The following is a 25,965-nucleotide window of genomic DNA, read 5'->3' as shown; positions in this document are numbered from 1 at the left end:
CAAATGTATCAATTAGTTTTAACTAATAAAAAAGAGAAAGCCTTTTGGATCTAATTCCAAAAGGCTTTACTAAATAAAAGGCGTTATTTATTTTTTTATAGGTTGCTTTATCTCTGGTTTTAAATGTTTGGCAAAAAATCCCATCATGGTTTTATATAAAGCAATCGAGTTTTCTTCTTTAGCAAATCCATGGCCTTCATCGTATCTTACCATGTAAGGCACATCAAACCCTTTTTCACGCAAACTGCTCACAATTTGATCGGACTCATCGATGTTTACTCGAGGATCGTTAGCACCTTGAACTACAAACAGCGGTTTTTTAATTTTATCAACGTGAAACACAGGAGACACTTCTTCCATAATAACTTTTTCCTCTGGAATATCAGAATCGTACCATATTTCTTTTACAATCTCAGTGTAAGGTTTCCAATATTCTGGAAACGAATTAAAAAAAGTAAAGATATTTGAAACTCCCACATAATCTACACCGCATGCATATAAATCGGGTGTTTTTGTTAAACCACGCAATACGGCATAACCACCGTGACTACCACCATAAATAGCGGCGTTGTTTTTATCTACCCAACCTTGTTCAGCTACGTATTTTAAACCATCTTCAACATCATCCATCGCTTTTCTGCCTATTTGCTTGAAGCCTGATTCTAAAAAAGCTTTTCCGTAACCACCGGAGATTCTAAAATTAACTTGAAGTGTTGCATACCCACGGCTCGCAAACAATTGAGCTTCTGGGTTAAAACCCCAAGAATCCCTAATACCTTGAGGACCTCCATGTGGATTTACAATTACAGGAACTTTTTTGCCGTTAAGTGCTTCTTTTGGCAATGTTATGTAACCATGAATTGTTTTTCCATCTCTACTTTTAAAGGTAATTGGACGCATTTCTGCCATATCTTTTTCAATAAGATTTGGCATTAAATTGTACAGCAATTTGAATTCCCCTTTTTTTACATCGTATGAATAATAAGTGCCGTATAATTTATCACTTTGAATGAAAATTAAATATTTACTTTCGTCATCGGTAACATCAGCAATGGAATAGTTGTAGTTAGGGAATTTAGTGGTTATTTTCTTGTGAAGTTTTTTATAATAATCGCTTACAGGTACCACCACTCTTTTTTCTCCTTCGTAAACAAAATAATCCAATTCATAATTTCTGTTTCTAGATAAACTCATTCCCGAAACATCATAATCATCATTTGAAAATAATTTTTTAATAGCCTTATCCTCTTTAAGATCATACAAATAAATTTGGGTTTTATCGCTATCCAAATTTGAAATAACATAGGCTTCATGCGGATTTTTAGATGCATAGTTGAAAGATGAAATGCTAAAATTATCCTTCCAATTCAATTGTTTTTTTACCTCATAATTTTCTCCATCTATTGTGTAATACAGGTCTACATTTACCCCGTTACGCATTTTGGAAAAACCTCGTAGTTTACCATCTTTATCAAATTCGTAACCATTTATGGGATTTGCAGGATCTTCGTTTTTATATAATTGCACAAGATCCCCGGTTATGATATTGATTTTGTAAGGCTCGAATATTTGAGGGTTATTTTTATTCATAGAAATAATCATATGATCTTTATCCTCTTTTAAACCTTCCAATATTTCAACCTTAACACCCTCATAAGGCGTGAGTTCTTTTTGGTTGGTTCCATCAATATCTACAGCAAATAGATGATAATTCTCGTTGCCGCCTTTATCCATGACGTATATTAATCTATTGTCGTTGGCCCAGCCAAAGCCACGTATAAGTTCTTCTTTTTCTTCAATAACTCTTTTAACCTCATTAGTTTCAAGGTTTTTTACGTATACATGGTTTTTTGCATTTTCGTCTTTCTCTCTATAAGATAAATAGGTTCCATTAGGAGAAAAACTAAAGGATCTTGCTTTTGGTCTAGCAAAATAATCTTCAACAGCATATTTATAATTTGTAGGATTCCAATTTGATAATTTTTCTAATTCGGCTTCAGAAGTTGGGAGTGAGGGATTGCCTGGCACTGTTTTTACTGTTTTTGATAGGGATAATGGAAATTCGGCGCCACCTTGATAAAATGTTCCTGTAATGGTAGCTTCTTTTAAAATACCGACATATTTTATACCTGCCTGGTTAAATTTAATGGTTAATGTATTATCGTCAAAAAGCGTTTCATCCATGGGGATGCCCATAGCGCCCTGGGTTGGACTGTCCATTTGGGAGCTATAACCTTCATTTTCACTTTTCACATCGAATACCAGGGGGATTTCAGTTCCTTGAACCAATAATTTTCCTTCCCACGATCCAACAATGTCTTGGGCTTTTACTTGAGTTACCATGCATAAAAACAGCATTAAAGCAACATTTAATTTAAAAATTGTAGTTTTCATGTTAACTAGTTATGATTAAGAAATAAGGATGTTAATTAATAATAATATATCTCTTACAAGATAATACTATTTCATTAGATGTTAAAAATTAAGTTTTGTTACAAAAATCAATTAAAAAAATAAGGAATGTTAAAATTCATTTGAAATTTTATAGCAATCATGCGTCATAAACCCTTTAAAGGTATTATTTTTGCACGCCTTATATTAAGAGATACGATGTCTATATCAAAAACAGAATTAGAAGAAAGAAAAGCGGGTAAAGATTTATACAGCTACCAAAGGGGCGCTATCAATAAAATTTTTAAAGCTTTTGAGGAATCTCCTGATGATTACCATTTGCTATATCAATTACCGACAGGTGGGGGAAAAACGGTCATATTTTCAGAAATTGTAAGACAGTACCTTAAACACCACAAAAAGAAGGTGTTGGTCATGACGCACCGTATCGAGTTGTGCAAGCAAACTTCGACCATGCTTACCGAGTTTGAAGTTGTAAATAAGGTCATTGATAGTAAAGCCGATTTAAGCGACCAAGGCAATTACAGTTGCTTTGTTGCTATGGTTGAAACCTTAAACAATAGGCTAAACGACGATAAACTGGATATTTCCGATATAGGTTTGGTTATCATTGATGAGGCACATTACAATTCATTTACCAAACTATTTAAGTTTTTCAGTCAGTCGTTTATTTTAGGGGTGACCGCAACACCTTTAAGTTCGAGTATCGAATTACCTATGACCGATAATTACGATGAGTTGATTGTTGGGGAAAGTATCGAGTCGCTTATTGAAAACGGGTTTTTGGCACGGGCCGAAATGTTTACCTATAACGTGGGTTTAACCTCGTTGGTGGTTGGTGCGAACGGTGATTATACAGTTAAATCATCGGAAGACCTGTATACCGATAACGATATGCTTACCAAACTATTACATGCTTACGAAGAACGTTCGAAGGGTAAAAAGACCCTGATTTTTAATAATGGTATCAATACCTCTTTACACGTTTACGACACCTTTAGAAGGGCAGGGTATCCTGTGGCGCATCTTGACAATACCAATACCAAGAAAGAGCGCGCCATGATTCTTAAATGGTTTAAGAAAACACCAGATGCGGTATTAACATCGGTGAGTATTTTAACCACTGGTTTTGATGAACCTACGGTAGAGAGTATTATTTTAAACCGTGCGACCAAATCGTTAACCCTTTACTACCAAATGATTGGTCGTGGTTCCCGTATCTTAAAAAATAAAAAGACCTTTAGTGTTATCGATTTAGGAAACAACTTTCACCGTTTCGGTCCTTGGGGCGACAATTTAGATTGGCAACGCATCTTTAAATCGCCCAATTATTATCTGGATTCCATATTGAGTGACGAAGACCTTGAAAGCAACTTTAGGTATGAAATGCCCGATGAATTGCGTGCCGAGTTTTCAAAATCAAAGGAAGTGTATTTCGATATTCAAAAAACCTATGTGGATTCCATTAGAAATGGTGAAACTTCAAAAGTGGTTTTAGAGCGTTCCATTGAGCAGCATGCCAAAATCTGTGTAGAAAATAGCGAAGATGTGTATGATGCTTTAGGTTTGGCCAAAATGCTGGGGGATGATATTGATTTTAGAATTCAGCGTTACACCAAATGCATTAGCAAAAGCACTTTTAATTTTGTTGAATGGCTGAAGGATGATTACAGAAAAAAACTAAACTCGTATTTACGTGCCAATTTCGACGCTGTTTTTGAAAGTATTCATGGGTACCCGCCGGAGGATTAGAAATAGGAGTTGAGGAGTTTAGTAGTGAAGTAGTTAAGTAGTTTAGGAGTGGAGGAGTTTAGTAGTGTAGGAGTTTAGGAGTGGAGGAGTTCATCTCGAACAACTCATAACTCTAAACTCATAACTTTAGGCACTTTAAATACTTTAGACACTCTAGGCACTTTATACAAGATATTTTTGAAAGCATTCATGAATATCCCCTGGAAGATTAGATGTTTTTTGAGTGATGAGTTTAGAGTTTGTTTGAAATGGGAGTGAAAATAATAATAGCTCAATTACCCACCTCTTAAACTACTTCACTCCTCAAAAAGGAAGTGTAAATAGCTAAAAGTGCTTTCGATTCTTTTATTATTTTACATATACAGTATCTTTTTAAACGCAACTACTGCACTACTCAGCTCCTAAACTCCTCAACTCCTCAACTTCATAACAATAATAACCACAATATAATTACCCCATCCTTAAAATAAGGCGTATCTTTGCAAAATCGTAAAAAAAAGTATGCCAACATTTTCAGATTTAGGGGTTCAAAAGGACTTTATAAAAGCTCTTAAAGAATTAGATATTAAAACTCCGACCGATATACAGGAACAAGCCATCCCTGTATTATTAGAAGCTCCAACCGATTTTATAGGATTAGCACAAACTGGCACAGGTAAAACGGCTGCGTATGGTTTACCGATCCTGCATCACATAGACACATCTGTTAACCATGTGCAAGCGTTGATATTAGCGCCGACACGCGAATTGGTTCAGCAAATAAAGAAGCAGCTTTTTAAGTTTACTAAATATTCCGAAGACAACATATTTGCGGAGGGCGTTTACGGTGGCGAAAAGATAGATAAACAAATTTCAGCTTTAAGAAGAACGACCCATATCGTTATTGCAACCCCGGGACGTTTATTGGATTTAATAGAACGCGACTGCGTTAACATCAAACATGTTAAAACCCTGGTGTTGGATGAAGCTGACGACATGCTGAGTATGGGTTTTAAAGAAGATTTAAATAAAATACTCAAATACAACACAGGCCAACGCCAAACATGGTTATTTTCTGCAACGATGCCTGAGGAAATTCAGCGGATTATTAAAACCTATATGTCGCCAAAAGCGGTTAGGGTAGAAGTAAACAAAGAGGATTTGGTAAACGCCAACATCACCCATCAGTATATTTCAACAAATATTAAAGAAAAATTCAATATCTTAGTAACATTGTTAGGTAGAAGAAAGGGCGAACGTGGTATTATTTTTTGCAGAACAAAAGCGGGCACTAAAGATTTAACCGAAAAACTGCAAGACGAAGGCTTTTCAGTGGGTGCATTGGAAGGCGATATGCAACAAAAGGAACGCGACAAGGCCATGCGTGCCTTTAAAAATGGTTCGTTACAGATTCTAATTTCTACCGATGTATCTGCAAGAGGTATTGATGTCGATAATTTATCATTTGTTATTCACCACCAACTTCCAGAACAATTAGAATATTACACACACCGCAGTGGCAGAACGGCACGAGCAGGAAAAAAGGGGTATTCCATAGCATTGATAATCCCTGGAGAATTACAAAAAATACACGATATTCAAAAAGCTTTGAATATTCAAATAAAAGAAATAATCATATAATTAATTTAAACCCGTTAACATAAACAATGGCAAAATCACAAGTAACTTTTAATAAGATTGAAAAAGAAAAGAAGCGCTTAAAAAAACGAGAAGATAAGCAAAAGAAAAAAGAGGCTCGTAAAGCAGAGGCAAAAGATAACCCACAAGGTATTCAGTTTGCTTATGTAGATTATAATGGTAATTTAACCGATACACCACCAGACCCTAATTTAAAGGTTAAGGTAGATGCTGAAAGTATTGAACTGGGGATTCCAAAGAAAGAGGATAGAGGCGAAGAGGAACCAACAGGAAAAGAAGGTAAAGTGTCATTTTTTGATACCTCAAAAGGCTTCGGATTTATTCTTGACAGTATCAATCAAGAGAAATATTTCGTGCACGTAAGTGGTCTATTGGAACCTATTAAGGAAAACGATCGGGTATCTTACGAACTGGAACGCGGACAAAAAGGCATGAATGCGGTTCGGGTAAAAAAGATTTAACTGATTTCATCATCATATAGTATATCTTAAGAATTTATGAGTGTACCTCGTAAAACTATACTCATTGTATTGGCTTTTTTTGCCATTTATGTTATTTGGGGTTCTACCTATTTGCTTAATAAAATTGTGGTTACGGAAGTAGCACCATTATATTTGGCGTCCATTCGTTTTACTACAGCATCCATTCTCATATTCAGCATTGCCAAAGCCATGAAGCTTCAATTGGCCATTAGCAAGCGGCAATTTTTAAACAATGTCTTTGCGGGGTTTTTATTCCTTGTGTATGGCAATGGGGTATTCGTATGGGCTCTTAAATATGTGGATAGCGGTTTTGGAGCCTTGGAAGCCTCCATTCAGCCATTGATGGTTTTAGTGATGATGCGTATGGTCGATGGGAAGAAAATCCAAAGAAAGTCCATAATAGGTATTACACTGGGTATTATAGGCATGTACTTGTTGGTGAGCCAAGACCAAATCGTCTTTCAAGAGCATAGTTTAATAGGGATCATCATGATATTTACTTGTGTGATTAGTTGGAGTTGGGGCAGCTTGTTTGTAGCCAGAGCTGAATTAGCGCCCAATTACTTTGTAAACACGGCTTACCAAATGCTAAGTTCTGGCATACTGCTTTCCTTAATTAGTTTGTCACTTGGCGAAGTGTGGTTGTCTCCTGTACATTGGAGCCCTTCTGCACAAGTGTCTATGGCGCTTCTTATCATCTTTGGAAGTGTCATCGCGTTTACCGCTTTTAATTACTTGCTTAAAGAAGTCTCTACCGAAAAAGTCTCTACATCGGCATATGTAAATCCCGTCATCGCTCTAATTTTAGGTTGGTATGTGTTGGACGAGCATATTACGGGGCAATCTATAGTGGCTGCTATTATTTTACTAACAGGTGTGTATTTTATAAACTCAAAACGTATCATCAGACCGCGGTTATATGGACGCTAAGCAGGCTATAAAATTCATGATTTTAAGTACCATGGCGTTTGCGTGTATGAATGTTATCGTGAAGTACCTCGATAACGTGAACACCTACCAAATCGTGTTTTTCAGATCGTTAGGCTCGCTTTTTTTTACTTTCGGATACCTTATAAAAAACAAAATCCCTTTTATTGGCAATAAGAATAAACTTTTAATATTAAGATCGTTAGTAGGTGCCACTTCTATGATATTCTTCTTCATGTCCGTGAAGTATTTATCGGTTGGTACCGCTGTGTCATTACGCTATACAGCGCCTATTTTCGCTGCCATTTTTGCCATTTTTATTCTTAAGGAACAAGTCAAACCCGTTCAATGGGTGTTTTTTATTGTATCCTTTATTGGGGTTTTGGTTTTAAAAGGGCTCGATAGTCAGATCGACACGTTTGGTTTATTACTGGTTTTAATTGCAGCCATACTGAGTGGTTTGGTTTATATCATGATTAACCAAATAGGGCAGAGCGAACATCCCGTGGTGGTGGTTAATTATTTTATGTTTACCGCCATGGTTTTGGGTGCCGTGCTTTCCATAGGGAATTGGGTCACACCAACCGGCGTGGAATGGCCTTTGCTGCTTAGCCTTGGGGTCTTTGGTTATTTTGGACAGATCTATATGACGAAAGCCTTCCAAACGGCATCAACGACTATTATTGCACCTTTAAAATACGTAGAAGTTATTTTTTCATTATTGCTAGGTGTCGCTTTATTTAATGAAATCTATACTTTTTGGAGCTTGTTTGGTATGGTTTTAATTATAAGTGGCTTGGTTTTAAATGTGTGGTATAAAGGCCGATTAAAGCAGTGAAAGCGATTAGTGATTAATGATTAATGATTAGTTGATGGTTGTTGGTTGATGGTTGTTAGTTGATGGTTTTTGGTTGTTGGTTGATGGTCAAACAAATAGACAAATCAATAGTAAATAGAAAATAATCAATAACATAACTAATGTCAGTCTGAGCGCAGTCGAAGACCTGGTAAATCCAGTAGACAGTATGCAGTATGCAGTAGACAGTAGGCAGTAGAAAAAACGATTCGAATTAAGAATTATGAATTAGAAGCTGTTCAAAGTTCAACAAACGAATAAACAAATCAACGAATAAACAATAACAAACCCAATGTCAGTCTGAGCTTGTCGAAGACCTAGTAGTAGCCATTAGTCATTAGTTGGTTGCTTTTTTTAGAATAAAAATGACCTCTCAATGTGACACGCTTCATTTTTATCATGTACTAAAAAATTAAGCATTAAAATTTGTAATTTGCGGGCCGTAAAAAATCAGTTAAATTCAAAGTGAACTATGGGGTTTAAAAAAAGCATCAATCGTGTAAGAAGACGATTCATGCACCAGATAACCAAAAGTGTTGGCAGTTCTTATGCAGAGCCAAACATCAAACCAGGACAAGTAATAGACATTAAAAAAATATTGATTATCCGCCCTAATCACAGGTTGGGCAACCAATTATTGCTAACGCCATTGGTACAGGAGGTTATAAACACCTTTCCGGATTGCAAAATTGACTTATTCGTAAAAGGCGGCGTTGCATATCCTGTGTTTGAAAACTACCAGCAGATTAACAAGATCATTCAATTACCCAGAAAACCTTTCAGTAATTTATTAAAGTATGTGGGTGTGTGGGTGTCCATTAAAAGCAAAAAGTACGATTTAGTCATTAATGGCGATAAAAACTCATCTTCAGGACGTTTATTGACACAAATAGCCAATGCGCCATTTAAAGTGTTTGGCGATGTTAATGAAATCATTCAAAAGCAGTATCCTGATCACAAGCACATTTCAAAATCCCCCATTTATAATTTACGTCACTATTTAACAAAACTGGGGGTTCCCAAGAACGACCGTCCCGTGCCTGTGTTGGATATTAAACTGCGTGATGCTGAAATATCCCAAGGCAAGAAGATTTTAGACGGTATTATTAAAAACGACCAAAAAACCATATGTATTTATACCAATGCTACGGGTAATAAATGTTATTCCGAAACATGGTGGGAGGCCTTTTATGCCCGTTTACAAACGGCCTATCCAAATTATAATATTATAGAAATGTTGCCTATAGAGAACATCTCAAAAATCAACTTTAAAGCGCCTCATTTTTACAGTAAGGATATACGCGAAATGGCGGCCATTATAAAAAACACTGCGGTGTTTATTGCCGCGGATAATGGCGTCATGCATTTAGCTAGTGCATCGCTTACACCAACAGTGGGCTTCTTTTCGGTGACAAACCCGGATATTTATGAACCTTATGGCAATGGCAGTTTTGCTTTAAATACCAATAAGACTACTTTGGAAGATTGGATAAAAGCGATTGATACTTTGATTAGTGATTAGTGATTAATGATTAATGATTAATAAAATAAAACAATATAAGTAACCAATAGCCAGAAGTCAATAGTTGGTAATCAACAATCAATTAAACGCTTCAACGATTAAACAATATAAACTAGCCACTAGTAAATAGCCAATAGCCAATAATACCCTCCAATGTCAGTCTGAGCTTGTCGAAGACCTAGTAGTAGCCAATAGTCATTAGTCATTAGTAAATAGCCAATAGCCAATAATACCCTCCAATGTCAGTCTGAGCTTGTCGAAGACCTAGTAGTGGTCATTAGTCATTAGTCATTAGTAAATAGCCAATAGTAAATAGCCAATAGCCAATAATACCCTCCAATGTCAGTCTGAGCTTGTCGAAGACCTAGTAGTGGCCATTATTCAATAGTCATTAGTCAGTAGCCAAATAAACAATATCAGGATAATCAAAACTTTTTAACGTTTTGTTATTAGCCAGATTTATAAGTATTTAGTACCTTAGAGCATGATGGTGATTTACGATTAACGATTTACGATTAAACAAATAATCAACAATGTTGGTAATAGGGCTTCGACTGCGCTCAGCCTGACATAATCGATTAATGATTAATGATTAATGATTAGTGATTGACGATTAAACGAATAAATGATATAAATAGCCACTAGTCAATAGTTCATGGTCACTAAACGATTAAACAATTCAACAATTCAACGATTAAACAATAAGCAATGAAACCCATTTATTTACTCATAGGGCTACTCATCATAGCGACCACATCTTGTAAGTCGTCCAAATCCGTTGCAAGTCAGGCAGAGATAGACGCATTGCATACAATGGTAACAAACAAACAATTCCGTATCGTGTCCGATTGGGCCTACCCTCAGGTCACAAACGCTATGCAACAGGTGTTGAGCTCCGGATTGCTACAGCCCGGTAGTGCCGGAGGTGGTATTAATTTAATCGGGAATACCAACTTTTTACGTGTGTCGGGAGACAGTATCACATCCTACCTGCCTTATTATGGCGAGCGTCAAATGCAAGTAGCCTATGGTGGTGGCGATAGTGCTATTGAATTTAAAGGTTTGGTTGAAAACTATAAGGCGGTACAAAACGAAGACCATAGTTATACCATAAGCTTTGAAGCAAAAAGCAACTCCGAAAGCTTTAATGTTTACATCCAGCTAAGTCCTAATTTGAATAGCTATATGACCGTTAACGGTACGTCTCGACATACCATAAGATATTCTGGTGAGGTAAAACCAATCAAGCCTTTAAAATGATGAATGATGATTGATTAATAATGAATGATTAAATTAGGTAGCTAGTGGTCAAATAAACAATATAAAAAAGTTGATGGTTGATGGTTGATGGTTGATGGAGTGTTAACGATTCAACAATTAAACGAATTAACAATAGTCATTAGTCATTAGCCAATAGTTCATGGTCAATAACTAATTCAATAGCTTCGACAGGCTCAGCTTGACAAAAAGGTTTACTATAGGCTTTTAATTAATATAGTCATTGGTCATTAGCCAATAGTTCATGGTTAACAACCAATTCAATAGCTTCGACAGGCTCAGCTTGACAAAAAGGTTTACTATAGGCTTTTAATTAATATAGTCATTGGTCAATAGTCACTAGTCATTAGCCAATAATAAATAGCCAATAACAATCCCGAATGTCAGTCTGAGCTTGTCGAAGACCTTACCAATAGCAAATGATTAATGATGAATGATTAACGATTAAACAATTCAACAATAGTTCATGGTCAATAATTAATTCAATAGCTTCGACAGGCTCAGCTTGACAAAAAGGTTTACTATAGGCTTTTAATCAATATAGTCACTAGCCATTAGTCACTAGCCATTAGTCATTAGTCAATTCAACAAATAACCACATCTCCTTATTTGACAACATTATTTCTTTATAAATTTAAATAGACTCGATTGGTTCGCTATTTCAACTTTCAAAAGATACAACCCTGCTTTGTAATGTTCCATAGGGATTCGTAGGTTGCCATCAATAACTTGGGATGCTTTGGCATCAAAAGTTGCTAACTGACTTCCTAAAATGTTATAAATAGACACTTTGGCTTCTCCACTAAAGTGATTTCCTAAATGAACAAACAACTCTGTAGTTACAGGATTGGGAGAATAGGTCAACTCCAAACCGCCTTGGGTTTCAAAATCATCAACTCCCAAGGTGCTATCCGTTTGGCTGTTGCTAATGGAGGCTACCAAGCTATTGATATACACTTCCACATTGGTGTAATTAGGATCTAGGGTATAGGTGGTGCCATCTGAAGCGCTATTGCTGTTTAAACCATTGGAAGCTTCCCAAGTATCGGGCATGCCATCATTATCGGTATCCGTAGGCGCCGTACTGCTGTTGTAGGTTGGCCACCCACCCACATCACTTTGGGTATCTATAAGTCCGTTGGTGCTGCCATTTGAACCTGTATATGTATAGGTGCCATTTAGGGTTTCGCTGACAATTCTCGTATCAACGGCATCCCTAACCAAACTCGCACCTGCATAATTCAATACTTTATCGTATGCCACCGTAGCGAGACTGGTACTTATAGAACCTGCATTAAACTCCGTATCGGACTTTAATTCGCTTTTACTTTTGGAAGAAGGGTTTGGATGCATACCCACCCAGTTATCATTAGTAACGGTTGTACTGCCATTCATGTAATTACCGCTCACATAAAATGTTCCCCAAACGCCTGCAGGCTGTGCATTGCTGCCATTATCGGCATTGGGTGAAAATATACGGGCACTCACACCCGATTTTGTTGCAGGTCCTGGTTTGTAATAATTATTGACCATATCGTATCTACCACCTTCACCGGCATAGCCACTATTGGAACCCCAATTATAAAGCACATTATTACGGAAATCTATAAGTTCTAAATCGGGTTGGTTGGAATAACGACTCCCACAAAAACGTGGGTTGCGGCTATCGTGATGCGCCAATAGGTTGTGATGGAAACTAGCGCCTTTACCGCCCCAAATACCCCCATAACCATGCGTGCCTTTTTCATGAACGGATACTCTTAAGCTTTCTGATAACACGCACCATTGCATGGTGAAATTGGTATTGTCATAAAAAGACGCACACTCATCGGTACTCCAGCTCATCGAGCAGTGGTCTATAATAATGTTACTCTTGTTTCTACCGTTTATAGCATCATTTTCATTGATAGCTTCATCGCCCATTCGGAAGCGCATATACCTAATAATGACATTATTGGCATTGACGACCACCGTATAGTTTTTTATGCAAATCCCATCACCGGGTGCTGTTTGTCCAGCGATGGTGATGTTGTCGTTATTGATACTCAAATTGGAATTAAGTGCTATAATACCGGATACTTTAAATAGAACGGTTCTGGGGCCACTAGCCGCCACAGCTGCTCTTAAACTACCGGCTCCGGAATCGTTAAGGTTGGTGACGTATATAATTTGACCGCCTCGACCGCCTGTCACGTATTTGCCATGGCCTTCAGCCGTAGGAAAGGCTAGGGAAGGCGCTGCAAAAGACAGCTTATTGACGGTGATGGTACCGCTTGTACGCGTATTCAATTGGCCATCGGTGGTTGAAATGGTATATGGAAAGGTACCAGCTTCCATGGGGGTGCCACTAAAAGTAACTTCACTTTGGCTCTCATTAATAACTACAGAAATACCCATGGGCATTCCCGTTACCGTGACGTTGCCTGCATGTTCCCAAGTGTAATAAAAACTTTGGATGGGGGTTCCCAAATTTACAGTTTGTGAGGCACTACCAGAGCCGTGTTTTACTAAAACAGCTTTGGCTACTATGGGGTCTGCTTGGGCACTGAGCCAAAAAAGAGATACAAAAATAAAGGGTAAAAGTTTTTTCATTTTATGGGTTTAATATGGAACTCGTTTAAATGAATCCATTATGTTCGGGCTAAATGTAAATAAATAAAACCATGTGAAAAGTATCGGTGAAATAGTTTTCTTTTGAAATAATAAACAACGTGTATTTCATCGGTATTTTGTCATTTTAACGAGAATTTTTATAGTTCACATGATTTTTTAGGTAGCACTTGTATAATTATATAGTTTTGAACCGATTAAATAATACCACACCCATGAAAAATCTAATAACCTATTTTTGTTTTATTGCTCTTGTAAGTTCGTTTCAAATACTTACGGCACAGGAATTTGCGAGTATTTTAGATGATGTTCCCCAAAACCATAAGAAACAAAATCCTATTTATAATTTTTCTGAAACGGAATTAACAAATACGGCGACTGTTCCGGATTTCGATACCAAGCCTAATAAACTAAAAATTTCGGGGACTATTTTTCATGCTGATGGCAAAACACCTGCAAAGGATGTGGTGCTTTTTATTTACCAACCCGATGAGGATGGGAATTATGAAATTAAAAAAGATAGCAACCGCAACCGCTATGTACACCACCGCGCTTGGATAAAAACCGATGCCGATGGACGTTACACCTTTTATACCTTTATGCCGGGTAAATATATACGAGCTAAAGAATTAAAACAAATCCACCGTGTGATTAAAGAACCGGGGAAAGCAGAACAGGATTTGGCATCCTTCTTTTTTAACGACGATCCGTTGATACCGGACCTGACGTTGGCATGTCGTGCCAAAGCGGTACAAAGCATGCTGAGATTAGAAAAGGAAGGCGATATGTATGTTGCGACCAAGGATATTAAACTGACCAAAGACTTGCCTGTTTACGAACAATAAATTACGGTTGGGGGCAGACTTCTTAGATTTTTAGACTTCTTAGATTTTTAGACTTTTTAGATTGTTGGATTGGGGGGGGTGGTTGTTGATTAAGAATTCAGGATTAAGGATTTTTGATTAACGATTAACGATTGATGATTTTTAGTTTGGGTTCTCGATACAATGTTCTCATACTTCGAAAATCACTCGAACTGACAGTTGGGTTCAAGGTTTTGGGTGCTAGGTGTTTGGTTGGGTTCGTAATAGGTTTAACTCATAACTTTTATTTTCAGGTTCAAGGTTTTCAACTCATAAACTCATAAACCAATAAACTAAATATATTATAGGACTTCGACAACTCAGTCTGACCGAGGAACATATTAGGTGTTGGGTGTTGGGTTGTGAAGCGTGAAAGGTGATACGGGTTGGGTTCTGTTTTTTTTTGTACTCTTAACTCATAACTTTTATTTTTGGCTTCTAGGTTTTTCAATAAATCAACGAAGATTAACGATTAACGATTTTTGATTAACGATTGATGATTTTTAGTTTGGGTTCTCGATACAATGTTCTCATACTTCGAAAATCACTCGAACTGACGAGCTGGGTTCTGTTTTTTTGTACTCTTAACTCATAACTTTTATTTTCAGGTTCAAAGTTTTTCAACTCATAAACTCATAAACCAAATACATTACAGGACTTCGACTGCGCTCAGTCTGACAGGGGAACATAATAGATGTTAGGTATTGAGTTCTAGGTTCAAGGTTTGTCAACTAATAAACCCATAAACAAATAAACCCATAAACATCTTACCAACCATCTAGCACGCATTGCATGGTGTAAGGCGTACTTTCAGACAGCGGTAACTCTTCCAAAGTGTCTCCTATATAGTTTCCACTAGCATAACCCGTAGCATTTTTAAAACGATACGACCAGCAAAATCTTAGTTCAGGATGTGCGTCTGAATACGTCAGCAAGTTATCCACCAACGTCACATTCCTAAAATCGCTAAAGGCTACAAAGTACCCTAGAAACTTGTTGCGGCGTACATCGGCATCCGAACTCTTGTACATGTACATCCCACAATTATTAAATACATTTTCATGCACATAGGTTATTTTATTATGTCCTTTATCGCCTCCGCGGGAATACTGTATATAGCCTAATCTTCCATTTACCGAACCTGAAGTCATGGTGACGGTGTTTTTTGCTATGATGTTGTGGGTTTTATGCCAACTGACTATCGGCCCATCTATATAGGTGTTTTCAGCGCCTTGTTCCATGGTGTTATCTAAAATATAGACATTCTCGCCCGTAGCATTTACAATATCACCACCCCTGTTATGATGAAAATAATTGCTATGAATCAAAATATCCTCATCCACACGCCCCGGACCTTCAATGTCAATTCCAAATTGCGGACTCGTGCCGTTGATATGATGGATTTCATTATCAGCAATTTTAATACGTACACCGCCCACTATAGAGATCCCTTGGCGTCTGTTGTTGTAAATGGTATTGTTTGTAAACGTCACATCCTTAGAATCCAGCACTAAAGAGCCATCGCCAGTTACGTCATATATCTGCATGTTATCAATGAGCACCTTATTATTATCCCACACGCAAATACCATGGCCTTCATCATGCGCTGTGCCGCTATCACTATGGGGTGTGTAACTATGCGTATCGCGGTCGCCCTTAATAACACCGTTTCTAACAATTATATTATCACCAGTCAATTTTAGGACGCAATAGTTCCATTTATCATTGGTTGCAATTTCCAGAACAGCCCCTGCACTAAATACAAACTCGGTATTACCATGAATCTCAATACCGCCTTGGTACGCATCGTTTACATCTTCACCCACCAAATAATGCCCCTCAGGCAATGTAACACGGGTATAACCTTCGCTATGCGCCCAATCTATGGCTGCTTGTAAGTTAGTCGTGGTTTTAATGGCGTTGGTGCTATTATTAGGGATATCCCACTCGTTGACATCAATGGTGTAGGCTTTTGTATTGGCAACACTAGGCAATTGCACATCAAAAAGCATTTCCGGTAATCCTTCTAAGTCTAAATCTTCGGTGTTGGTGCCAGTATCGGTATCGATGATGGGGGCATCTATATCTTCATTTAAATCTTCATTGTTGCAAGCGCTAAACGTAAAAAGCACCAAAAGGAGGAGGTAATAAGGGTATGTTTTCATAGATGTATTAAACACGTTTTTTTTATTTTTAAAAAAAGCTTTATAGTTATTATACGAGATATTGGGGGATTTGGTTTAGGGCAGACTTCTTAGACTTCTTAGATTGTTGGATTTTTAGACTTTTTAGATTGTTGGATTGGGGGGGAGCTGGTTGTTGATTTACGATTTGGTTGTGAAAGGAGATACGGGGTTGAGTTCTGTTTTTTTTGAACTCATAACTCATAACTATAATTTTCAAGTTCAAGGTTTTTCAACCCATAAACAAATCAACGAAGATTAACGATTTGGTGGCGAAAGGTGATACGGGTTGGGTTCTGTTTTTTTTGTACTTTTAACTCATAACTCATAACTCATAACTTTAATTTTCAGGTTCTAGGTTTTTCAACAAATAAACAAATAAACAAATAAACGAAGATTAACGATTAACGATTTTTGATTTATCTTTGCCCAGAAAACTCCATGGCTTCGCCTTTGCCAAATGCATAGCTAATACCAAAAACAACAAACCTGCCTCGTTTGTAACTGTTCGAGGTGTAATAGCTGGGTTGTGAAACAATACGTTCATCAACACGGGTTGCAAATACATCGCGAATGCTTAAATTAAGAATGAATTTTCCTTTTAATATCTTCTTTCTTACACCCATATCAGCAAAAAAGTTATCTGATATTTCGCCTTGTAAACTAACAAACTTAGAGTTGTAATTACCAGATATTTCTAAATCGAACTCTTTAGGCAATTTAAATTTTGACGTCATGCTTGTGGTCCATCGGTTGCCTTTAAAGCCGAAAGTTTGTGTTTCAAATGCACCTTTTCTATTAAAATAATTGATGTTAAAATCGCTTGTTAATGTAAACCATTTATAAAAATTGTATTTACTATTAAACTCAAAACCCATGGTGTTGCTGGTACCAATGTTTTCGGGTTGCGAAGTGCTTACGCTATTTTCAAAGCTTATAATGTTTTCAATAACATCGGTGGTATATCTGTTATAAAGGCTGAAATTTAACGATGCTTTTTCTAATTTATGGATACTTGTTAATTCATAAGAATCTGTGTATTCTGGTTGCAAATCGGGGTTTCCTCTAGATATGCTATAATTATTTCTAATATTATTAAAAGGGTTTAACTGCCTTAATCCGGGTCTGTTAATGCGTTTGGAATAGCCCAACTGTAACGAAAAGTTTTCATTTATGTTATACGATGTATGCACACTGGGGAAAAAATTACCATAAGATTTCTCATTAAGCACCTTGGTAGTTTGTAATTCTGTCGTTAAGTCGGTATTTTCAAGTCGTAGCCCTAGTTTTAAACCCCAAATATCATCTTCATAAGCCAGCGTAGTATATAGGGCAAATACTTTTTGATTAAAATTAAAAACATTGGTTAAATCAGGATTGCTTATCCATTGATTATCTGTAAAGTCACGCACTTCAAAATCGTTGGACACGCTATTGATGTCGTATTGTGAACCGGTTTCCAACGTGTATTTTTCTAAAAACGGATGCGTATAATCTAGTTTAAACGTAAAATCTTCCAATTTATAATCCGTTCTTGTTTCTTGTAATGAATTGGGCTCATCTCCAAAAGATGTGGTGTTAGTATAAACCGATTTTTGGTCTTTGGCAAAACTATTCCCTAAAGCACTAAACAATAAATCCTGGTCTTCATGCCGCTTAAAATCCTTTTTATATTGCAATTCGTATCTAATTTTCGGATTGGTAGCTTCGGTATTATCTTGTCGTAACCAACTATCGGTTAAGGTTGTTTCATTATAAACTTTATCAAAAAAGGATTTAGCCAATTGGTCTTCAATTTCAAAAGCATAGGTTCCGGAAAGAGTCAATACATTTCGGTCGTTTATATGGAAATCTGTACCTAAAAGCAAACTGCCAAATTTTTCATCAAATGTACTTTTCCCATTGCTTATTATCGTAGAATCGTTAACGAAATCTTTGTTTAAAGACTTACTCTTGGTTTTAAAGGTTCTTTTGCCAAACCCGAGTTGGGTAAATAAATTAAACCTATCCGTACGTTTGTTTAAACTTAAACCAAAACTATTGCTGTTGGGCACACCTGCATTTAAGGACATAGAACCGTTAAGCCCTCTTTTCTCTGAACTTTTTATCACAATATTTATAATACCCGCTGTACCTGATGCATTATATTTAGCCGACGGATTTGTAATAACTTCAATTCTTTCAATCATATCTGCTGTAATAGTTCCCAATGCATTCCCATCGGCAGCAGCTAAAACGGATGGTTTCCCATTAATTAATACTTGCACCCCTTGACTCCCTCGCAAACTAATAACGCCTTCAATAGACACATTCACGGAAGGCACACTGTTAAGCACCTCTAAAGAACTCGCACCCGTTGAACTGATATCAGACCCCACAATAAACACACGCTTATCCAGTTTAAATTCAGTTTGCGATTTTTCCGCACGTACCAAAACTTCCCCTAAAGTATTTAGGTCTTCGGCTAATGAAATAACACCTAAATCAATCTTATTTTTATTTATCTTAAACGCTTTGATTATTTGGGTAGCATACCCCATAAAATTAACCTCAATATAAAAATCGGTAGCATTGGTTTCTACCGAAAAAAGCCCTTTACTATCAGATATCGACCCCGTAATAGGTGTTTTTGTAGCATTTTGCATAACAGCAATGGTTGCATATTCTATAGGTTGATTGCTTGTGGCTTCAATAACTTTCCCAGTGATTTTTGTAGAGGCATTTTGAGCATAACCATGAGTAATGAGTAGACTTAAAAAGAAAATAAAAATATAGGGAAAATGAAATTTCATAAATTTATTATGGTAATTTGTAGGCTAATATACTGAACTCATCTTGAATTTTTGAGTTTAACCGAAAATGAGATAAAATTTGTACAGATACAGCACTTTTTGAAAAGCATAGCATCGTTAAGCCTAAAATAAGTAACGAAATATGGGCGAATTTTTGCCATTTTATAGGGCAGGGAATAAGTCAAGAAGGGTTCACTGTCAATAAAAGTAAAAATTTAAATTATACTGTGAATTAACACTTCAATACATACATGTCGTTTCCCAATTTTAAAAAGCATCTTATTGAAAAAGGAGGTTTGTCTGAACAAGATGTTGCTCGCATTGCCCCTTTCATAAAAACAAAAACGGTTTCTAAAAACGAATTTTTATTAAAGCAAGGTGCTATCTGTTCGCATTTCTTTTTTGTTGAACAAGGTTTGTTGCGCTTTTATAACTTAAACGAAGATGGCAAAGAAAACATTTTACAGTTTGCTACCGAAAATTGGCTAGTGAGTGACCGAGGAAGTGTTTATTTTCAAGAACCTTCAACTTATTATATTGATGCCTTTGAAGACTCTATAGTGATAATGATTGATGAACATTTTGTAGACCAAGTTTCCCTAGTAAACCCCAATTACAGAAAGCATAACGAGCGCCTCCTACAAAACCACATTCGCCATTTATACAAACGCATTAGCCAATTGTTGGGTGCTTCGGCAAGAACCCGTTATTTAGAGTTTGTTAAAATGTATCCAGATATTATGCTGCGCGTGCCACAGTGGATGATTGCTTCCTACTTGGGCATCACTCCTGAAAGCTTAAGTCGTGTACGCAAAGCTTTGGCAGATGAGAACTTCAAACCATATTAGTTCCCATGTCTAGCCATTAATCCACTTCTTACCATAGGTCAATGCATAGCGCTTTTAGTTCCTGTAATTTTACAGTAATAAAAAATTTCTTGAAATAGACTATCCACAAGGCAGAGCCATAGAAGTATACTTCGACTAGGCTTAGTACAGGTTTCGCCTGTTTCATTTTGACCTCAGTGTCAAAAACCGAAATTTTGTATTTTACCTCACCCAGAACTGCCCGAAAAGGCAGTTCTGACCTCTCCTCCAAAGGAGAGGTGAATTGGATACCCCGAGGCAGAGCCGTCGGGGAATTATTTAGATTAAAAGAAAGGACCTATAGTATGAAACATTCAGAAGTATTAGTTGTTACTGAAAACACAACAACTCCAAAAATTTTAAATTGGAAAGTTTCCACAGTAAATAATGTCGAAACTGCCATCGAAAAATTACAGAATCAATCCTTTAAAGTGGTTGCTATTTCAACAAACATGAGCCAAATAGACAAAAATAAGCTGCAGCAAATGGTAGCCATTTTATCTACCAATGTGGTGTATGTTGAATATCCAGACGAAGAAAGAATAGCCCATATAGTTAACGCTGCCTATTGGGCTAAAAACAAACCAAATTTTAAGCGTCGTTATTTAGATAATTCGTTTGAAATAAAGTTAGCATATAGTTTAAATTAACCCGTTGTCAGTCTGAGCCTGTCGAAGACACTAGAAGATACATTTCGACAAGCTCAATGTGACAATTTATATAAAAATTAGTTCAATATAAAAAGATAAAAAAAATGAGCACAAGAAGCATAGAAAAAGTAACAAAACCAGGAACGCCACACTTTGTAGGCGATGGTTTTAGGGTACATAACTTTATTCCGGGAACCTCTACCATGAAACGTATGGATCCGTTTATCATGTTAGACTATAATTCAAAATACAATTTCCCGCCTACCAATATACCTAAAGGTGTTGGCGTACATCCACACCGTGGGTTCGAAACGGTTACCATTGCCTACAAAGGGCGTGTGGAACATGGCGATAGTTCTGGTGGTGGCGGTATTATTGGTGAAGGTGATGTACAATGGATGACTGCCGCTTCCGGCATATTGCACAAAGAATTTCATGAAACCGAATGGAGCAAAACAGGAGGCGAATTTCAAATGGTACAATTGTGGGTAAATCTTCCAGCAAAAGATAAAATGAGTCCACCAAAATACCAAGCCATTTCGAATGCACAAATGAATAAAGTAGCACTACCCAATAATGCAGGCGAGGTAGAAGTCATTGCAGGAAGCTATGATGAACACAAAGGGCCAGCCGCTACATTTTCACCCATTCACATGTATAATGTGAGGTTGAAAAAAGGCGCAAAAACCCAACTATCGTTTCCCAAAAACTATACAACGGCTTTGTTGATGGTTGAAGGGGATGCTAACGTGAACGGACATACCGAAGCACCACAAGACCACTTCGTCATGTTTAGCAACGATGGCACCAGTTTTGCCCTTGAAGCCTTAAGCGATACCGTAATATTGGTGTTGAGCGGCGCGCCCATTAATGAACCCATTGCAGCACATGGCCCGTTTGTAATGAATACGCATGATGAAATCATTGAAGCGTTTCAAGATTTCAATACGGGTAAATTTGGATATTTAGAAGATTAATAAGTTAACCTAAAAGCAGTTCATTTTTTTGAGCTGCTTTTTTTATATTTAAAGCATGAATGATACCTTTAAAAACAGTCCGCTTCATAAAAATGAGGAGACAAAGCGTTTTGAAATAGAAATAGATGGCCATTTTGCGTTTATTAATTATGGCGAAATGGGTAGCCAAATAGCCTTGGTACACACTGAAGTAGACCCCGCATTAAATGGTTTGGGGGCTGCCAGTGCTGTTGTTGAAAAAACCTTAAACTATATAGAGCAATCGGGCAAAACACTCTTGCCGTTTTGCCCTTATGTATTTGCCTATATTAAAAAACACCCCGAATGGAAACGCCTTGTAGATACGCGTTTTAACGGATACGATAAACTATAAACCATGTCTAACACCAAATTAATTATAGAAGAACGTGCCGCCAACATCGGTAACTTTATGGTTGGACGTTTGTTGCCATTTCGTCAAAAACGTATGGTGGGGCCTTTTATTTTTATAGACCATATGGGGCCGGCTTGTATGAGCGACCAAGAAAACATGGATATTGCCATGCATCCACATATTGGTTTATCAACGCTAACATTTTTATTTGAAGGTGCCCTTATGCATCGTGATAGTTTGGGGACAGCGGTAGAAATCACTCCAGGTGCTGTTAATTGGATGACTGCCGGCAAAGGTGTTGTACATACCGAAAGAACCCCAGAACACTTACGTCAATCAAAAAAAATGATGCATGGGTTGCAAATTTGGGTGGCTTTACCCATAGAGGAGGAGCAATGCGAACCCGCTTTTACACATGTTGAAGCCCATGATATCCCGAGTTGGGAAACGGATGGTGTTCAATTTAAACTTATTGCAGGTAGGGCTTTTGGAAAACAATCACCAGTACCCGTGTATAGTCCTTTATACTTTATAGAAATAAAAGCATCTGAAAACCAAACCCTATCTATTGGCGACCATTTGTTTGGCGAAAGTGCCTTATATATTTTAGAAGGCAGCATCATGAGCGATGGCCATACCTACACACCAAAACAACTGTTGGTAGCCAAAGACAGCACGTTGTGTTCTTTTGAAATAGCAGCCAACTCCACCATTTATATTTTTGGTGGTGAACCTTTTAAGGAAGAGCGTTTTATTGAGTGGAACTTTGTAGCATCAAATAAAGCCCTGATAGAACAAGCCAAAACCAATTGGCAAAACAATAAATTTCCGGAGGTACCTAATGAAACAGAGCGCATCCCTTTACCACCACCAAGGCGTTTTGGAGGGTAGGAACGTGAGTTCGATTTAAATTTATTGTTTTTAATTACAAAATGTTAATAAAACAAGTGAATGTCTCCTCGAGCACAGTCGAGAGGTTTTTAGACTTTGATACCTTTAAATGAGGTCTCGACTGCGCTCGACCAGACAGTGTTAATACCAATAATTGATTATCAGACAAGAATAAATCGAACTCAGGTTATTTTATATATTTGGAGAAGACAGAAAAATAAAGACAAACGTTAGGTTTTAGCATTTCCATCGTCATAACAAACACAGTACCGTTAAATAGTATCTTTAAATATCCATGAAAACCCAACATACCGCTTATTCCATTTTAGACCTCGCTTTGGTTTCCCAGGGCCATTCACTTAAACAAACCTTTAATAATGTTCTTAAACTGGCACAACAGGCCGAAACCTTTGGTTATACACGCTATTGGTTGGCAGAACACCACAATGCCCCAAATATTGGCAGTAGTGCCACGGCAGTATTAATTGGTTATGTTGCTCAAGGTACAAACACGCTTCGCATAGGCTCTGGTGGTATTATGCTGCCCAACCATTCGCCATTAATTATTGCAGAACAGTTTGGCACCTTAGCCTCTTTATACCCAAACCGCATTGATCTGGGCTTGGGTAGGGCACCAGGAACAGATAGGGAAACAGCCGAAGCCATACGTTCCGATTTTATGCATGCGGCACATAATTTTCCGGATGAACTTGAAAAGTTGGAAACCTACTTCACTTTAGAAAATGCAACCTCAAAAGTGCGTGCCACCGTAGCCGAAGGCGTAGAGGTGCCCATTTATATTTTGGGTTCTAGTACAGATAGCGCCCATTTGGCAGCAAAAAAGGGATTGCCCTATGCCTTTGCCAGCCATTTTGCAACAACCCATTTAATGGAGGCGCTAAACATATACCGTAACGAATTCCAACCCTCCGAACATTTAAAAGCACCCTATGTTATGGCTGGGGTTAACACTGTTATTGCAGATACCGATGCAGAAGCTAACCAGTTATCCACATCCTTATACCGTATGATTATTGGTATTTTTACAGGCAAGCGCGATTATGTACAGCCACCAACAGCCATGACCGATGACCTTAAAGAACTTATAAAGCATCCACAAGTACAGCAAATGCTAAAGTATGCGTTTGTAGGCAGTAAAGCCACTGTTAAGGCACAGATAAAAGCGTTTATAGAACAAACACAAGCCAACGAGCTTATAGCGGTTACCAATATTTATGATATTGAAGACAAAATACAATCCTATAAATTGTTTGCCGATATTATGAAAGAATTACATTAACATGAAACCTTTAGGCAAATTAAATGAGCTATTTTATTTGCTATTTCTTGATAAGAGTTTCTCTACCATAATGAAACTGAATTTATGTATTTTATAAGGTATTATTCATAAAATTAGAGAGGAGCGATTAAACATTTTTTATGGGAAACGGTCATAGGCGCTTAGTGGAATGTGTGTAGAATGGTGTTTCAGCAAAAACTTAATATTATAATCCCTGTTTTAAATAGGGTTGTATATTTTCTGGAGGAGGAAGAAAAACAAGTAGTTATCACTTCTTTTTTTTGACATATTCTGTATCCAGTACTATATTTTCAATAGGTTCCTTTTTTGGGCTTTTGTCTTGCTTCATTTTATCACCTTGATGCCTATCATTAGTTAATGGTCTTGCTGCTCTGGCACCAGGAATGTCTAAGTTTTCTTTAGCTTCATCAGGTTCATTAGCACCTTTTTTTACCAATTTATTAGAATCTACATTTTTGTTTAAATCCTTCGTATTTTTTTCTGTATTCTTTTTAATTGAATGTGTCATGATTTTCAAGTTTTAAGTCTATCATCTAAACTTAATCATAAGATATTCATGCAATTAACTCATATCGTAAAAATTTTGATGCTTTTTATTAGAAATTATTAGAAAAGTAATTTGAGCTTTGGTAATAGCGAAAGGTTAATACTTAATTTTCTCTATTTTTTCTTCTCAAAAGTTTCTTCTACAATGCAAATGGAACACTCTTTTTACGAAACGACGATAGGAGCGTAGTGGAATGTGTGTGGAATGGGAAATATATTAAAGTTTAAGTGAAGTATTCGAAATTATAAGGAATAGAATATGAACTTTTATATAGATTAAAAATGTATCTTTTTAATGCTAAATAATTTCCTTCATTTATAAATTCTCTAAACTCATTTTCTTCATTCAATAAACTTTTTTGTATTAAATCAAATTCAGGAGTGTTTTCAACTAACAAAGGTAGTAATTTATAATATGTCTTAAGCATTTGCATATGCTGGTTTAGCATTTGTTTATAAATTAATCTTCTTGAATTTGGTCTTTTTTTACCATTAATAAACGTATAAATGACTGTTAGTTCATATTTTTCAATTATATCGGCAGATACCGAGGCCTCTAAATTAATATCATAATTCCCTGTAGTTGGTGAAAAAATTATACAACCCATTTCATGCTTTTGGCAAGGATCTAATAACGGTGAGTGATTCCTCTTTTTGTTATTACAGGAATGACATGACCATACATAATTATCCCATAAATATATTTTTTCAGCTTTTTCGTCTAATTCTTTTGGGAAATGATGGTCGACTTCTCCATCATTATTTTTATCACAATAAATACCACAATAACCACAGTTGCTTTCAAAAAAAGTAATTAAAGGCAATCGAATACTATCACTATTCCAATAATTTGAGGGCATTTTTACCTGGTCAGGCTTTATTATCGTTTTTGGGTTATCTCTATATTCTTGATTTTCTTTAATGTAAGATTTGTATAAAAGCCACTTTGGTTGTTCTTTTTTATTTAATTCTTCAAGTTCTTTGGTAGGCGAACCTACAAATAAATTCCTATTAAAAAAATGCATA

General features: G+C 36.8%; 20 protein-coding genes. 14 read left to right on the top strand and 6 right to left on the bottom strand.

Going from position 1 to position 25,965, the window contains the following annotated elements; translation table 11 throughout:
- Positions 1 to 87: 87 nt before the first annotated feature.
- Entirely contained in the window at positions 88 to 2,394 is a 2,307-nt protein-coding gene (locus CJ739_RS17300) for a S9 family peptidase (RefSeq protein WP_117177585.1), read from the bottom strand.
- A 216-nt stretch (positions 2,395 to 2,610) separates the two neighbouring features.
- Here CJ739_RS17300 and CJ739_RS17295 point away from each other — a divergent pair, with 216 nt between their 5' ends.
- The 7 genes from CJ739_RS17295 (at position 2,611) to CJ739_RS17265 (ending at position 10,849) form a co-directional block, all read left to right on the top strand.
- Positions 2,611 to 4,164 (top strand): DEAD/DEAH box helicase, encoded by a 1,554-nt coding sequence (locus tag CJ739_RS17295; protein WP_117179090.1) that lies wholly within the window; start codon positions 2,611 to 2,613, stop codon positions 4,162 to 4,164.
- A 501-nt stretch (positions 4,165 to 4,665) separates the two neighbouring features.
- Positions 4,666 to 5,784, top strand: a complete 1,119-nt coding sequence (locus CJ739_RS17290) for a DEAD/DEAH box helicase (RefSeq protein WP_117177583.1) — start codon at positions 4,666 to 4,668, stop codon at positions 5,782 to 5,784.
- A gap of 26 nt (positions 5,785 to 5,810) precedes the next feature.
- The gene (locus tag CJ739_RS17285; protein ID WP_117177581.1) at positions 5,811 to 6,263 is read left to right on the top strand and encodes a cold-shock protein; all 453 of its coding nucleotides are present in this window, start codon (positions 5,811 to 5,813) and stop codon (positions 6,261 to 6,263) included.
- A 36-nt stretch (positions 6,264 to 6,299) separates the two neighbouring features.
- On the top strand, positions 6,300 to 7,214 hold the full coding sequence (locus CJ739_RS17280; protein ID WP_117177578.1) for a DMT family transporter: 915 nt from the start codon (positions 6,300 to 6,302) through the stop codon (positions 7,212 to 7,214).
- Complete coding sequence (locus CJ739_RS17275) at positions 7,204 to 8,049, top strand: DMT family transporter (RefSeq protein ID WP_117177576.1); 846 nt, start codon at positions 7,204 to 7,206, stop codon at positions 8,047 to 8,049. Before CJ739_RS17280 ends, CJ739_RS17275 begins: the two co-directional genes overlap by 11 nt.
- 490 nt (positions 8,050 to 8,539) lie before the next feature.
- Positions 8,540 to 9,589: a glycosyltransferase family 9 protein gene (locus tag CJ739_RS17270; RefSeq protein WP_117177574.1), complete on the top strand. Its 1,050-nt coding sequence runs from the start codon at positions 8,540 to 8,542 to the stop codon at positions 9,587 to 9,589.
- Positions 9,590 to 10,297: 708 nt separating this feature from the next.
- A complete protein-coding gene (locus tag CJ739_RS17265) occupies positions 10,298 to 10,849 on the top strand; it encodes a DUF4251 domain-containing protein (protein WP_117177572.1) in 552 nt (183 codons plus the stop codon).
- 636 nt (positions 10,850 to 11,485) lie between these two features.
- Here the strand turns inward: CJ739_RS17265 and CJ739_RS17260 are convergent.
- Positions 11,486 to 13,459, bottom strand: coding sequence for a T9SS type A sorting domain-containing protein (locus CJ739_RS17260; RefSeq protein WP_162880259.1), 1,974 nt, complete (start codon positions 13,457 to 13,459; stop codon positions 11,486 to 11,488).
- A gap of 233 nt (positions 13,460 to 13,692) precedes the next feature.
- Between CJ739_RS17260 and CJ739_RS17255 the strand changes: the two genes are divergently transcribed.
- Positions 13,693 to 14,322 (top strand): dioxygenase family protein, encoded by a 630-nt coding sequence (locus tag CJ739_RS17255; protein WP_117177570.1) that lies wholly within the window; start codon positions 13,693 to 13,695, stop codon positions 14,320 to 14,322.
- Positions 14,323 to 15,107: 785 nt separating this feature from the next.
- Here the strand turns inward: CJ739_RS17255 and CJ739_RS17250 are convergent.
- Positions 15,108 to 16,505 (bottom strand): right-handed parallel beta-helix repeat-containing protein, encoded by a 1,398-nt coding sequence (locus tag CJ739_RS17250; protein WP_117177568.1) that lies wholly within the window; start codon positions 16,503 to 16,505, stop codon positions 15,108 to 15,110.
- A gap of 437 nt (positions 16,506 to 16,942) precedes the next feature.
- Positions 16,943 to 19,315, bottom strand: a complete 2,373-nt coding sequence (locus CJ739_RS17245; RefSeq protein ID WP_117177566.1) for a TonB-dependent receptor — start codon at positions 19,313 to 19,315, stop codon at positions 16,943 to 16,945.
- Between the two features lie 251 nt (positions 19,316 to 19,566).
- Here CJ739_RS17245 and CJ739_RS17240 point away from each other — a divergent pair, with 251 nt between their 5' ends.
- The 6 genes from CJ739_RS17240 to CJ739_RS17215 all read left to right on the top strand — a co-directional run bounded on the left by CJ739_RS17240 (position 19,567) and on the right by CJ739_RS17215 (position 24,372).
- Entirely contained in the window at positions 19,567 to 20,163 is a 597-nt protein-coding gene (locus CJ739_RS17240) for a Crp/Fnr family transcriptional regulator (RefSeq protein WP_117177564.1), read from the top strand.
- A 194-nt stretch (positions 20,164 to 20,357) separates the two neighbouring features.
- Complete coding sequence (locus CJ739_RS17235) at positions 20,358 to 20,831, top strand: hypothetical protein (protein ID WP_162880258.1); 474 nt, start codon at positions 20,358 to 20,360, stop codon at positions 20,829 to 20,831.
- A 104-nt stretch (positions 20,832 to 20,935) separates the two neighbouring features.
- Entirely contained in the window at positions 20,936 to 21,808 is an 873-nt protein-coding gene (locus CJ739_RS17230; RefSeq protein WP_117177560.1) for a pirin family protein, read from the top strand.
- 55 nt (positions 21,809 to 21,863) lie between these two features.
- Positions 21,864 to 22,181: a GNAT family N-acetyltransferase gene (locus CJ739_RS17225; RefSeq protein WP_117177558.1), complete on the top strand. Its 318-nt coding sequence runs from the start codon at positions 21,864 to 21,866 to the stop codon at positions 22,179 to 22,181.
- 3 nt (positions 22,182 to 22,184) lie between these two features.
- Entirely contained in the window at positions 22,185 to 23,072 is an 888-nt protein-coding gene (locus CJ739_RS17220; RefSeq protein WP_117177556.1) for a pirin family protein, read from the top strand.
- Between the two features lie 295 nt (positions 23,073 to 23,367).
- Positions 23,368 to 24,372 (top strand): LLM class flavin-dependent oxidoreductase, encoded by a 1,005-nt coding sequence (locus CJ739_RS17215; RefSeq protein WP_117177554.1) that lies wholly within the window; start codon positions 23,368 to 23,370, stop codon positions 24,370 to 24,372.
- Positions 24,373 to 24,640: 268 nt separating this feature from the next.
- Here the strand turns inward: CJ739_RS17215 and CJ739_RS17210 are convergent, their stop codons facing one another.
- Together CJ739_RS17210 and CJ739_RS17205 are read right to left on the bottom strand one after the other, a co-directional pair.
- A complete protein-coding gene (locus tag CJ739_RS17210; RefSeq protein ID WP_117177553.1) occupies positions 24,641 to 24,901 on the bottom strand; it encodes a hypothetical protein in 261 nt (86 codons plus the stop codon).
- Positions 24,902 to 25,163: 262 nt separating this feature from the next.
- Entirely contained in the window at positions 25,164 to 25,964 is an 801-nt protein-coding gene (locus CJ739_RS17205; protein WP_117177551.1) for an HNH endonuclease, read from the bottom strand.
- Between the last annotated feature and the right edge of the window lies 1 nt (position 25,965).

The sequence above is a fragment of the Mariniflexile sp. TRM1-10 genome, assembly GCF_003425985.1.
In the GTDB taxonomy this organism is placed as follows: Bacteria; Bacteroidota; Bacteroidia; order Flavobacteriales; family Flavobacteriaceae; genus Mariniflexile.
This window is presented reverse-complemented; position numbering and strand designations above follow the sequence as displayed.